9 protein-coding genes are annotated in these 13,541 nt (G+C 37.7%); 8 read left to right on the top strand and 1 reads right to left on the bottom strand.

The features are described 5' to 3' along the window. The first annotated feature begins 60 nt into the window (after positions 1–60). From C1724_RS07215 to fdhD, 8 genes are all read left to right on the top strand, one after another. The gene (locus tag C1724_RS07215) at positions 61–2,022 is read left to right on the top strand and encodes a TRAP transporter permease (protein WP_102346024.1); all 1,962 of its coding nucleotides are present in this window, start codon (positions 61–63) and stop codon (positions 2,020–2,022) included. A 219-nt stretch (positions 2,023–2,241) separates the two neighbouring features. Then, positions 2,242–5,997, top strand: coding sequence for an AAA domain-containing protein (locus tag C1724_RS07210; protein ID WP_102346023.1), 3,756 nt, complete (start codon positions 2,242–2,244; stop codon positions 5,995–5,997). 143 nt (positions 5,998–6,140) lie between these two features. Further along, a complete protein-coding gene (locus C1724_RS26030) occupies positions 6,141–6,290 on the top strand; it encodes a hypothetical protein (RefSeq protein WP_258000295.1) in 150 nt (49 codons plus the stop codon). Positions 6,291–6,950: 660 nt separating this feature from the next. Beyond that, positions 6,951–7,076, top strand: a complete 126-nt coding sequence (locus C1724_RS26025; RefSeq protein ID WP_258000294.1) for a hypothetical protein — start codon at positions 6,951–6,953, stop codon at positions 7,074–7,076. Between the two features lie 249 nt (positions 7,077–7,325). Beyond that, the gene (gene fdhF / locus C1724_RS07200) at positions 7,326–10,298 is read left to right on the top strand and encodes a formate dehydrogenase subunit alpha (protein WP_374703425.1); all 2,973 of its coding nucleotides are present in this window, start codon (positions 7,326–7,328) and stop codon (positions 10,296–10,298) included. Next, positions 10,298–10,777 carry a DUF1641 domain-containing protein gene (locus C1724_RS07195; protein WP_102346021.1) on the top strand — a complete coding sequence of 160 codons (480 nt, stop codon included), beginning with the start codon at positions 10,298–10,300 and terminating at the stop codon, positions 10,775–10,777. The genes fdhF and C1724_RS07195 overlap by 1 nt, the downstream gene beginning before the upstream one ends. Before the next feature lie 189 nt (positions 10,778–10,966). Then, positions 10,967–11,329: a DUF2294 domain-containing protein gene (locus C1724_RS07190; RefSeq protein ID WP_102346020.1), complete on the top strand. Its 363-nt coding sequence runs from the start codon at positions 10,967–10,969 to the stop codon at positions 11,327–11,329. A gap of 13 nt (positions 11,330–11,342) precedes the next feature. Then, a complete protein-coding gene (gene fdhD / locus C1724_RS07185) occupies positions 11,343–12,152 on the top strand; it encodes a formate dehydrogenase accessory sulfurtransferase FdhD (RefSeq protein ID WP_102346019.1) in 810 nt (269 codons plus the stop codon). A gap of 161 nt (positions 12,153–12,313) precedes the next feature. Here the strand turns inward: fdhD and C1724_RS07180 are convergent, their stop codons facing one another. Then, entirely contained in the window at positions 12,314–13,078 is a 765-nt protein-coding gene (locus tag C1724_RS07180) for a divergent polysaccharide deacetylase family protein (RefSeq protein ID WP_102346018.1), read from the bottom strand. Between the last annotated feature and the right edge of the window lie 463 nt (positions 13,079–13,541).

The raw sequence follows: 13,541 nt of genomic DNA, 5'->3' as shown, positions 1-13,541 counted from the left end.
GTGTTTTCCTAATGCCTTCTTTAAAACATTACTGAAATACTAAATGATAGGAGGAGCAAAATGGAAAATAGTGAGTATTCACGTTACCGGAAACTAGAGGGACCGGCCATGTTGATTTGGAAGACTATTCTTATCCTTATCCCGATTATCGGAATTGCTTATGTCACTTCCATATATCAATATTTCGGTTTATCGTTTTTTACCGAACAATATACAGGATTGTTTTTTGGCTTAATACTAGCTGCTGTTTTTATGGGTGTACCTGCAGTCAAAAAAATTACAGAAACTAAAATTCCCTGGTATGATTGGCTATTGTCTTTGTTAGGTTTAGTAGTTGGGATCTATATCACCGTATTCTATCCCCAAATTGCTCTGCACTTTTCATCTATTACAGCGGAAAGATTAGTTATGAGTATACTGGCGGTTGTATTAATACTAGAGGCTTTAAGACGTGTAATGGGCTGGTTACTCGTAATAGTCGTAGCAGTTTTTTTAACCTACGCTTTTATTTCACCGTATATGCCAGGCATGTTAAAAGGACAATCTATTTCGTTTGATATTCTATTCAACTATCTTTATTTAGATACTAACAGTATTTTGAGTTTAGTAGGTCTAGCTGCAACTATTGTTTTAGCTTTTATTTTATTCGGACAGATTTTGTTGAATTTTGAGGGGGCAGACCATTTTAATAACATGGCAATTAAGGCGTTTGGTAAATATCGCGGGGGCCCTGCAAAGGCTGCAATCATTGGTTCAAGTATGGTAGGAAGTGTCACAGGTGACCCAGTATCGAATGTTAATTTAACGGGTAATATGACTATTCCGTTAATGATTAAAAGTGGTTATAGTCGTGTTCAAGCTGGTGCTATTGAAGCGCTTGCCTCCACAGGAGGATCCATTACGCCACCAGTTATGGGGATTGTAGCATTTATGATGGCTGAAAATTTGGGTGTTCCTTATGCAGAGGTAGCACTAGCTGCTATTATTCCAGCTTTCTTATTCTATATGAGTTTATTTATTCAAGTAGACCTAAGGGCAGCAAAGGAAGGGATTAAAGGGACACCAAAAGAGTCATTGCCAAAATTGAATGATGTTCTAAAAACAGGCTGGGTACTTATACCAATTTTTGCTTTTCTCGTTTATTTTCTTTTTGTAAAGGGATATCCCCCTGCAACTGTTGGGATATATACATCTGGTTTTGCTATAGTATGTTTATTGATTCAAAAAGAGGTGCGAAAGAATATCCTAGGTCGTTTAGTAAATTCATTTTTCACTACAGGAAGAATATTGCTGGAAATTGGGATAATATTGGCAGCAGCAGGTATTATTGCTGGAATTATTGGTGTTACAGGATTAGGTTTTAATCTCGTATTAGCCTTAACACAATTAGGAGAGCAAGGATTATTGATCCTGTTATTGGCTAGTGCAGCTGTTTGTATTATTCTCGGGATGGGCATGCCTGCGTTGGTTGCCTATGCTATTGTTGCAACGTTAATTGCTCCTGCCCTTGTAGAATTAGGTGTTCAGCCAATGGCGGCCCATTTATTTGTTTTTTATTTTTCGTTAGTTTCCAACTTTACTTTACCAGTTGCCTTAGCGTGTTTTGCTGCGGCTCCAATAGCCCAAGCCAATCCACACAAAATAAGTCTAATGGCTATGAAACTAGGAGTGATGGTTTATGTAATTCCATTTATCTTTGTTTACAATCCTATCGTATTAATAAGTTTCCATACTGAATATGATTCATTAATGCTAATGTCAATTATCACATCTATTCTTGGTGTGGTAATGATAGCAATAAGTACGGTAGGTTACTTCTCAGGTAAAATCAGTATCATTAACAGAACATTACTAGTATTATTTAGCATATTGTTAATCCTGCCTATTCAAAACGGTATTGTACAAATACTTAACGTAATAGCAGTTCTTGCAAGTATTGGTATATTATCTATGAATTGGTACTATTATAGACGACGTTTAAGCCTTAGAAATAGTTCGGAAATTACAACCCCAATACAGTAGGATATAAGATTATGTTAGAACTAAAAAACGAATCATATTTGGATTCGTTTTTTAGTTTTTATAGCAGATCCACAGGGACAGGTACCGCGGCCCAAATTTATAAATATACCGAAGAGCCAGTGGACCTGTCCCTCTGGCTCTTCGTTTGTGGAATGAATAAGGCTGTTTTCTATATAATAGTACTAACATACATTTATTTTAGAAAGATGAGGTTTAGTAATGAAGGAACAGTTAGTTCATATGCGGGATAAGTTGAATGATATTAGTCGTCGGAATCGCTCGATCCGGTTATTAAAGCTTTATAATAAATGGAGTTTTGACTTAACAGAGTTAGACCAATTATCCGAAGAAAAGGTAAGTGTTTCGATTGTCGAAAACATTATTAAACAAACTAAAAGTGACATTACACTGTTAAAGCCTTCAATTAATAATGAAGCCTCGTTGGCTATTTCCAGAAAGTTAACGGATTTATCAAGAAACATAAAGGCCATCGAGGAGGAAACCGGTATTCATGATTTTTATTTAGGTTTCCCTTTTCTAACTGGAACGCTTTCCGATGGCACTTTTTTTCAGGCACCTTTATTTTTATACCCAATTCGATTAGAAAAAAATAATGTTCATACACAAAAGTGGATACTAAAACTTGATGAAGGTGAACCACAAATTAATCGTACCTTATTTCTAGCTTTTAAAAAGTTAAATAATTTAACGTTTACGGAAGATTTTTTTGAACAAGCTGGTGAAATTGCAACCCAATTTGATTATGATTCATGGCTTAACTTGTTGAAAAGTATTGAAATGAATGTGTACTTTTCCCAACAGAGCATAACGAAACTTAAAGAATATAAAAAAGAAGAGATCCCAGGAGTAGCGAATTTAACCTTAATAGAGAATGCGGTTATCGGAAATTTTCCTCAGGGTGGCTCATCGTTGGTGAAAGATTATGAAGCTCTAATAGAACTTTCAGAAGGCAGCAACTTGTCATTAGCAGGTGAATTGATTGAACCTAGTGATCAGGATTTTAATATGGAGCATAATCCTGAAAATTTACATATGAAGTTAACTGATCAAGAAGATGGAGAGATTTTAAATCTTTTGCAAACGGATGGCTCTCAAGAGGAGATTTTGAAAGAAGCCCGGTATAAAAGAGGCTTAGTCGTGCATGGTCCCCCAGGAACCGGAAAGTCGCAAGTGATTGTGAACCTAATCACCGATGCGTTAAAGCAAGACAAAAATGTTTTAGTAGTTTGTCAAAAAAGGGCCGCATTAGATGTTATTTATCAAAGAGTAGATAGCATCGGTCTGAGTAATCATATTGCGCTGGTCCATGATGAAAAACATGATCGAAAGAATTTATACGCTAAAGTGGCGTCTGTACTAGATCAAAATCAAATTGTCTATCCGCAAGCGGAACAACATTTGGCATCTACTTCTAAGAAGTTATCGGCACAGGAAGAGTTGTTAAATAGTATCGCAAATGCTTTATATGAATATCAAGAATTCGGCTTTAGATTATACGATTTATATGGAAAAGCCATTCCGGTAGAAGAAACCACGCAAATTATTGATTTGAATGATGTATTGTCAGATTTAAATAAAGACACACTTGACGAAGTATCGGAGAAGGTCTATACCTACGCAGAATGGTATGAAAGATTTGGTGATGATGATTATCCATTGAAAGAACGGAAGTCTTTTGAAAATCTAAATATGAAAAATAAGCTGGAGGCAATCGAACTAATAGAAAACTTGCTTGAGAAGGCGAGAAATGCGGCAGATTATATGAATTCGTTAAATCATGAGAACATTACCCCAGCGTACACTTGGCTAATTGAGAACAAATTAGACAAAGTATATCCTGATTTAGACGATACAAATAAAAGGACATTACAAGGTTTGCGTTTATGGTGGTGGAGTTCTTTTTCTGGAAAATCCATTATTGAGGAATTAATTGATGGAGAAAAATTTAGAGGGACAAATTCGCCTGAATGGCTCAAAATAAAAAAATCGTTAGTGCTCATGTATGATTTAGGTAAAGAAACAAAGCAAATGGCTACTGAAATTGAAAAGTTAAAAACATATATCGATGATACCAAAGTTGAAACGTTAAAAAGCCGTATTTCAGAAGGGGATATACCTATTACCGATTTGGATAAAATTCTGGAATATATGCATAGGGATTTTGAAGAATTAAACCAAATGGACCGATACTGGCACGATTGTTCAGAACTAGTTAAAAAAGTGATACGTAAACTTCAAGGAAAGGATAATCAATCCAATCTTGCATTGCCTGACTATTGGGTAGATCTTTTTAGAAATTCGGCATATGTTCATTGGATTGACCAAACCGAAAAGAAATACCCGCAGGTGCAAAAAGTTTCATCTAATGAATTTTCACGGATACGGGAGTCTTTTGCAAACTTGATTGAAGAAAAAAGACAAGTCGCGACACAGTATCTTCTTCATTCACTGACGAAGAAAGTGGCGGCCACCCAAACGACGAATCCTAAAAGTATTCGTGAGCTTAAGCATCAAGTAGGTAAAAAAAGAAGGATATGGTCGCTGCGTAAATTAGTCAATGAATTTGCAAATGAAGGGCTAGTCGATATTATGCCAGTATGGCTTGTTTCTCCTGAAATTGTATCGTCGATTTTTCCACTAAAAGACGGATTATTTGATTTAGTCATTTTTGATGAGGCATCACAATGTACGGTAGAAAGTGGGATTCCAGCCGTTTATCGTGCCAAGCAACTAATCGTTGCAGGTGATGAGAAACAGCTGCCACCGTTTAGCATGTTTCAGTCTTCGTATGTGAATGATGACGACGATGAAGAACAATATGACATCGATGAATCTGTTAGTTTGCTAAATTTGGCTAAAAGAAGATTTCCTGAAAAGCTTCTTCAATGGCATTATCGTTCTAAATATGAGGAATTGATTAATTTTTCCAACCATGCCTTTTATAATGGCCATGTGCAAATTGCTCCAAACGTCGTTCCATTTAAAAGTCCACCAGCAGTAAAGTGGAAAAAGGTCGAAGGTCTATGGATCAATCAATCAAATGAAATTGAGGCGATTAAGGTTGTAAATACATTGAAGGATATTCTCATCAACCAACCTAATAAAACGATAGGGATCATTACCTTCAATGCAAAGCAGCAAACTAAAATTTTAGATTTAATTGAAAAGACAACAAGTGAAGATGAGGAATTTAATGCTGTATACAACCAGATGATGTCTAAAGATCTAGATGAAAGAATTTTTGTGAAAAATATCGAAAATGTACAAGGTGACGAAAGAGATATTATTCTTTTTTCAATAGGTTATGCAAAAAATGAAGAAGGAAAGGTTTATAACCGGTTTGGGATGCTGAATCAAAAAGGCGGGGAAAACCGGCTTAATGTTGCCGTTACAAGAGCAAAAGAAGGCATTATTGTCGTATCAAGTCTAGAACCTGAGGAATTAAATGTTGCGAACACATCTCAATTAGGACCAAAACTTTTAAAATCTTATTTGAAGTATGTAAGAGCTGTATCAAACGCACAAATTGAACAAATAAATGCTGTAATTCAAGAAATTAATGAAAATGTTAATACGCATGTACGGGAACAAGGTTTACATTTTGATTCTCCGTTTGAAGAACAGGTTTACAAACAATTAAGAAACCTAGACTATGATGTCACTACACAGGTAGGTTTGTCTGGCTATCGCATCGATTTAGCGATCGTCCATCCGACTGATTCCTCGAGATATATTTTAGGAATTGAATGTGATGGTGCGATGTATCATAGTTCTGCAAATGCAAAAGAAAGGGATGTATATCGTCAACGTTTCCTTGAAAGCAGAGGATGGGTAATTGAAAGAATATGGAGTCGAAATTGGTGGAGAAATCCTGCTGCAGAAATTGAACGAATTGATAGGAAAATTAAAGAGTTGCTCCAAAGTGAAAAAGCTCGTGAGCAGGTTATACATTAGATTGATTCAAGTGCCTGCCCCCCAGTCCAGTTAAGTGTTAATATACTGGGGGCAGGCATTTTCTTTCTGAAAAATTTGATTGGTGGGATAATATATAGGAGGTATAATTAGAAAGAAAGTTTCTTGGGGCGGAGGAAAGTGCTGTGAAAGATATATTAAAACAAATGTTAAGCGAACTGAAAGAAATAAAGACTGATATAGGTGATTTAAAAACAGGACAAGCAAGACTTGAAGACGGACAACAGAAATTACAGCAAAACTTAATCGAAAGTCTTGGGACTTTATTCAGATAAAATTAGTGAACATTTTGATGACAAAACCGAAGTATTAAATAAAAGAGTTTACAAAGTTGAAACTGAAATAGAGAGATTAAGCAGACAGTAGAGAAGTTCAACTTCAACACTGTCTTTTCTTTGCATTTTTGTATCTTGCAAATTTCATCAATTAAATAGTGGCTAGCATAGAGGAACCGATTGATGGTGCGTATTCTCCAGATGGTTACTATATTGGCGTCAAGGTCGATTAAAATGCATGCCCCCCCAGTTCTGTAAAACGTTAATGTTCGGGAGTCAGGCATTTTTATTAGGACTTGTGGGTCAGTGAACCTGTCCCTCTGTCCCTTCCTCTGGCCCTTTCCAAAAAATAATATGTCACAAAACGTTCACAAAATCTATTAAAATATGATATATTTATAATTGTTAAAAAATAATAGTAATAGCAATTAGTAAATTCATTGATGAAATGTAACAAAGTGTTGTATCTTCATCCTGATTTTCTAGTTTTGTTGAAGTGGCGGGAAGGATTTCTAGTATTTTACAATGCTCAGATATTAACCCATCATAAATCGGTCTATGCGATTTTGCGTATAATCCGCTTTATGGTGGGTTTTTTACTTCCATTTGGAAAATATTGTATTCCAATCCGACCAGATAAAGATTTAATGGGTGACAATTATGGCATTTCATTGTCGGCAGCAAATTGCGAAACAAGTGATAGCGGCTGGTGTGAAAAAAGCAGTTATGCTTAGTCCTACTGCGTTAGGTGCAGAGGACATCGATGGAAAAATTCTATATTTCTAAATTTGTATTTTAAGTGTAACGAAAGACTGTAAGTGAAAATCGTTATGCTCGTGATTTGATAAATTAATAGTGTGCTAAATAGAGAAGGATGTATTGATGTCGAGTAATAGAGATTGCTTGGATATCCTGCTTTCTTCATAAATTATTGTGGGTTCGTTCTTCTAGTATAATAATATGCTAAAAATTCTTCCCCATTAAACTGTTCGTACCCATTAGGTACAGCAACTGTGTTAGTAGGAGGGACTTATATTGTCAGATACATTGAAAGTGATTATTAATGGAGTAACGCATGAAATAAAAGAAGGAACACGTATTTTAGATTACCTTCTTTCTCAAGATATACAGCATCCACATATTTGTTATTCAGAAATTCTAGGTCCGGTGCAAAGCTGTGATACATGTATGTGTGAGGTAGATGGCACGATTATGCGTGCGTGTTCTACAGTAGTAGAGGATGGCATGAATATTCTTACAGCCTCAGAACTTGCCAAACAGGCACAAGACGAAGCGATGGACCGGATTTTAGAAAATCACTTATTATATTGTACGGTTTGCGATAATAACAACGGTAATTGCCGTGTCCATAATACAGCTGAAATGATGGGCGTCGAACATCAAACACGTCCGCATCGTTCCAAAGGCTATGAAGTGGATATGTCGCATCCATTTTACCGCTACGATGCTGACCAATGTATTTTATGTGGTCGCTGTGTGGAAACATGTCAAGACTTACAAGTGAATGAAACATTAACGATTAATTGGGAAAGCGACCAGCCGCGTGTTTTATGGGATGGAGGAAAAAGTATTAATGAATCCTCCTGTGTTTCGTGTGGACAATGTGTAACTGTTTGTCCTTGTAATGCATTAATGGAAAAATCAATGCTTGGAAATGCCGGATTTATGACATCCATGGAGGACGACTTGCTGACTCCTATGATTGATCTAGTAAAAGCAGTAGAACCGGATTACAAAACGATCTTCGCGGTTTCAGAAGTCGAAGCAGCCATGCGTGATACACGTACGAAAAAGACAAAAACGGTTTGTACATTCTGCGGTGTGGGCTGCACATTTGAGGTTTGGACAAAAGACCATGAAATTTTAAAAATTGAACCATCTGAAAACGCGCCGGTAAACAGCGTATCTACCTGTGTAAAAGGAAAATTTGGCTGGGATTTTGTAAATTCACAAGAACGTATTACAACACCGCTAATTCGTAAAGGCGATGTATTTGTTGAAGCCAGCTGGGAAGAGGCATTAAATCTGGTTGCAGAAAAATTAGGTGGTATTAAAGATACGTATGGTAGTGATGCACTAGGATTTATAGCATCTTCTAAGATCACAAATGAAGAAAATTATCTAATTCAAAAGATGGCCCGTCAAGTATTTGGCACAAATAATGTGGACAATTGTTCGCGTTATTGCCAGTCTCCGGCATCCTGGGGCTTACAGCAGACCGGCGGTATTGGTGGTGACTCAGGGTCTATTCAAGATATCATGGGCGCAGGACTTGTAATCCTTGTAGGCTGTGCTCCAGCAGAGGGACACCCTGTACTTGCATCACGCATTAAGCGTGCTCATAAGCTACATGGCCAAAAGTTAATTACCGTAGACGTCCGAAGACATGAAATGGCGGACCGTGCGGATTTATTTGTTCGTCCAAAGCAAGGAACGGATTATGTATGGCTGTCTGCGATTACAAAGTACATGATTGACCAAGGTTGGCATAATGAAGAGTTCATCCAAAAGCATGTGAACCATTATGATGATTTCTTAAACATGATCTCTCCATATACGCTTGAGGAAGCAGAGAAGTTGACTGGCATTTCTAAAGAGGTACTCATTCAAATGGCTGAAATGATTCGTGATGCAGATGGAACTGCTATTTGCTGGGGTATGGGAGTCACACAAAACATTGCCGGTTCACATACATCTGTTGCGATTGCGAACCTGCTGCTTGCTACAGGTAATATGATGCGCAGCAATGCAGGTGCCTTCCCACTGCGCGGACATAATAATGTCCAAGGTGCAGCAGACATGGGAACAATGCCTAATATTTTCTCGGGATATCAGCCAGTAGCGAACGATGAAATTAGAACGAAGTTTGAGAATGCGTATGGTGTAACACTTCCTGCACAGCCAGGATTAGATAATATTGAAATGCTTGAAGCAATTGATAAAGGAAATATGAAAGCCATGTATGTTGTAGGCGAGGACATGGCCTGGGTCGATGCTGATTCTAATCATACACAGGACATGCTTGCTAAATTGGATTTTCTTGTTGTTCAAGAAATCTTTTTAACAACAACTGCTCAATTTGCAGACGTTATTTTACCGGGTGCACCTTCACTTGAAAAAGAAGGAACATTTACAAACACCGAACGTCGTGTACAACGCTTATACCAAGCGTTAGAGCTGACAGGAAATAGCAAGCCTGACTGGTGGATTCTTCAAGAATTGGCAAACAGAATGGGCTTTAATTGGAACTATCAGCATCCAAGTGAAATTTTTGCTGAAATGGCAAGTTTAACGCCATTCTTTGCAAATTGTAGCTACGATGTACTTGAAGGATGGAACAGCTTTACATGGGGTTCACCAAACGGAACAGACACACCGGTTCTATACATGGACGGCTTTAATTTTCCAGACAAGAAGGCTCGTTTCGGCTTGTTTGACTATGTAGCGCCAGTCGAATTCCCGGAAGAGTTCGACCTATCGCTTGATAACGGGCGTTTGCTTGAGCATTTCCATGAAGGAAACCTAACACAGAAATCAGAAGGGCTCAAATATAAATTCCCGAAAGTATTTGTCGAGGTTTCTCCAGAACTTGCAAAAGAGCGTGGAGTAAAGGACGGCACACTTGTACGACTCATGTCACCATACGGTGCGATTCGTCTTCCGGTTCTTGTAACAGACAGAGTAGAAGGCAAAACAGTATATGTACCCATGCATTCATCAAGTCACGAGAGCGCTGTTAATTTGCTGACAGGTGGTGCGGTAGACGTCGTTACACATACACCTGCGTATAAACAAACAAAGGTGCGGATGGAAGTACTTGAGTTAGAAGGAGAAAATCCACTTCCGAAATTTAACCCGCGCAATGCAACGCGCACACCGCAAATGGGTCTTGAAATTTACCGCAAATGGGAACGCGGTGACTATGTTCCAATCGCAGGTGTTAATGAACATATTAAGCCGGGGTTGTATGACAGGAGGAATGCGTAATGGCTAAACCCATTCAAATGATAAAAAAAGTCGAGCTTAGTGAAAAGCAAAAACAGTCACAATCCTTAGAGAGTCTTCTCTCTGAGGTTGCTCAAAATAAAGAGTCCTTGCTTGAGACGCTTCATCTACTGCAGGAGCTTCACAACAGTGGTATTTTAGAGGCGCTAAATAGCCTTGTACAAGCAAAAGAAGATGTAGCGAAAATCGCGGTGGGCCAAATGACGCGCGAGCCGGTTACAAATCTCATTAACAACGCGATGGCAGCAGGCGGAGCATTGACCAACCTAGATCCTGAGATGACTAAGAAGCTAATGGGCAGCGTTTCCAAAGGATTAGAAAAAGCAGAACAAGGACTACAATCAGATTCAAAGATTGGAGTACTGGATTTAATGAAGGCATTAAAGGATCCGGATCTGAACCGTGCCATCGGATTTGGTTTAAATCTTCTAAAGGGTGTCGGTGAAGGGTTAAAGGAATAGTATTAGAGGAAATCCGATCCGTCCATTCTAGAAGCGAGGAAAATACAGGGTTCTCATTTTACCAGACAAACGCTTTTGTTTAATTATAGGAACCATGTAAGGTGCTTGCGCTTTCGTTCTTTGGCGGATGAATGGATTTCCTTTTCTTAATAGAAACTAATCTGAAACGACGGATAAGGGGAAGTTGAAATGGGAAGAAATTTGGAACATCAATTCAGTATGCTTGTTAGGGAAATTAGAAAAGAATATGTGGGAAACGGACCGAAGGAAATTAGTACACGCTTTGTTGGAAACTGGGCCATCAGTGAAATGAAAGGAAACCTAACCAACGTTGAGAAATTTATGATTAACTCTGCACAAGGTAAACAGATGATACATGAGACGCGGACAAAAATGGTGAAGGAAATCTATAAGAAACCAGAGGTCATTGAAAAATTTGAAACATTAATCGGTGCAAAAGTGCTACGGCTTTTTTCAGATATTAATATTGAAGATGATATTGCAATGACTGTTTTTGTTTTCGATGAATCCGTAGATCTAAAAGCTAATTAGGGAGACGATGGCTATGAATCAGCAAATGATAGTAAACAATCAAGTGCTGCGTTTTGAAAATGGTGAAATTCAACTTGTAGAGGATGAAATCGTAACAGAGTTTCCAGTGACGATTATGTTAAATGGTCAAGAATTTGCGACCTTAGTTTGCAGTCCAGAATATATTGAGGATTTAGTAGTCGGCTTTTTAGCGTCAGAGGGCATTATTAGCCGCTATGAGGATATAAAGGAACTTCAGGTGATTGAAAAAACAGGCAAGGCTATTGTTACAACACATCGGGTAAATAAATTTAATGAAATGATCCACTCCAAGCGGTATGTAACATCGTGCTGTGGAAAGAGCCGTCAAAGCTTTTACTTTTATACGGATGCAAGAACGGTCAAGCCAATTGAAACAAAAGATAGCGTGTTGTCCATACAGGAATGCTTTCATCTTATGGAGAAAATGCAGAAATCATCGACAGTTTTTCAAAATACGGGTGGTGTTCATAATGCAGCACTATGTGATAAAAATGGCATAGTTATCGCCAGAACAGACATTGGTAGACATAATGCATTGGATAAAATATATGGATACTGTCTTAAACATTCCATTTCAATGGAAAATAAAGTAATTGTATTTAGTGGTCGAATTTCCTCAGAAGTATTATTAAAGGTAGCCAAAATTAAATGTGGAGTTGTACTCTCTAAATCTGCACCAACTGAATTGGCATTGCGTTTAGCAAATGAACTTGGTATTACCACTGTTGGCTTTATCCGCAACAAAGCATTGAATATCTACACAAATCCTGAACGGATTATTACAACTGAATTAACGAATTAGAAAATACCGCCTGTCCTAAAAAAGCGGTATTTTTTTTGTGTAGGCAAAGTTCCAAGGGGACAGGTCCACTGTCCTTGGACTTGTGGGTCAGTGCAGTTCCAAGGGGACAGGATCCACTGTCCTTGGACTTGTGGGTCAGTGAACCTGTCCCCCTGTCCCTTTTATTCAAAAAGTGGGGGTTTAATTAATTCTGAAAGTGTAACAATTTCTGCTTCTTTTTCGTATTCCGGAATATATGTTTTTAATGCGCCGACGACTCGTTCTCCCGTGATTCCAACATGTCCAATCGCTATTATTTGTTCATATTGTAGTAAATATTTTACGATGTTAGAAGCTTGACGGTATATATGTTTTTCAGAATAAACATGATCAAAGAATAAATCATTTTCTAAATAAGGGACCTCTAATTCTTCAGCTAATTTTGGAATCACACTTTTTTCTGCTGTTTTACTATCAAGGTAATAGAGATTACGTTCTTTACAAATCTCTAAGATAATTCTCATTATTCGTTCATCTTCCGTTACCTTTGAGCCCAAGTGATGATTCATCCCCACTGCATAAGGAACATTATCAATTGCACTTTCGATTCTTTTTCTGACTTCTTCATCACTTAAGTCAGTAGTGATGGCACCTGGTCCAAGCCAACTTTTTTTACCATGCTTGGGTTGCATAGGCATATGAACAATCACTTCATGTCCTTTTGCATGGGCTAGCTTAGCATCTTGTTCCGTAGTAGGTAAGAAAGGCATAACGGCTACAGTAAGTGGGATGGGAAGTTCAAGCATTTCTGCTGTACCCTTCATATTATTACCAAAATCATCAATTACGATTGCAAGTTCTTTTTTCGGGGTATTTCCTATTAAAGCATGGCTTTCAGTAGTGAAACTAAAGAAGAGAAGAATAAGCGCAAGAAGTTTTATTTTCATGTTGATCTCCTTTGTTCTTTAAGTGTAAGGTATATCAATATGTTATCTCTTCATCTTAATTTATATCCAAATAAAGTAGCGCTGTTTCCAAATGGTCATCACTTTACTGCGAACGGTGTAGGTTGATTCAATTTGATCGAATTTTGGCGCCTATTCCTCAGCATAATAAAGCAATATATAGTGGGGGACATGCGCTATTTTTTACCCTTGGACTTGTGGGACAGAACCTGTCCCCCTGTCCCTCACCCCATGTCCATTTGTAATAAATTTGTCATATTTTTTTTACAAACAAAACAGCAAAAATGAGTTACAATATCATATGTAATAAGTAAGCTTATTACATAAATTGGAAAGTTTAAAAATGATCAGGCGAAAGAGTAGGGGAGATGGTAGAAGCCAGCGTTTTTAGAAAAAATATAAATTCAGAGAGAGTTAGAACGTACAGTATTGGAATCGATTTGTG

This window comes from Bacillus sp. Marseille-P3661, from assembly GCF_900240995.1.
Lineage (GTDB): Bacteria > Bacillota > Bacilli > Bacillales > Bacillaceae_J > OESV01.
Note: the sequence above shows the minus strand (reverse complement) of the source record. Positions and strands in the feature narration are given on the sequence as shown.

Excerpts from the sequence above, each read along its gene's own strand:
- C1724_RS07215 (WP_102346024.1), top strand. The coding sequence starts at position 61 with ATGGAAAATAGTGAGTATTCACGTTACCGGAAACTAGAGGGACCGGCC.
- C1724_RS07190 (WP_102346020.1), top strand. The coding sequence starts at position 10,967 with ATGGGAAGAAATTTGGAACATCAATTCAGTATGCTTGTTAGGGAAATT.
- fdhD (WP_102346019.1), top strand. The coding sequence starts at position 11,343 with ATGAATCAGCAAATGATAGTAAACAATCAAGTGCTGCGTTTTGAAAAT.
- C1724_RS07210 (WP_102346023.1), top strand. The coding sequence starts at position 2,242 with ATGAAGGAACAGTTAGTTCATATGCGGGATAAGTTGAATGATATTAGT.
- C1724_RS07180 (WP_102346018.1), bottom strand. The coding sequence starts at position 13,078 with ATGAAAATAAAACTTCTTGCGCTTATTCTTCTCTTCTTTAGTTTCACT.
- C1724_RS07195 (WP_102346021.1), top strand. The coding sequence starts at position 10,298 with ATGGCTAAACCCATTCAAATGATAAAAAAAGTCGAGCTTAGTGAAAAG.
- C1724_RS26025 (WP_258000294.1), top strand. The coding sequence starts at position 6,951 with ATGGCATTTCATTGTCGGCAGCAAATTGCGAAACAAGTGATAGCGGCT.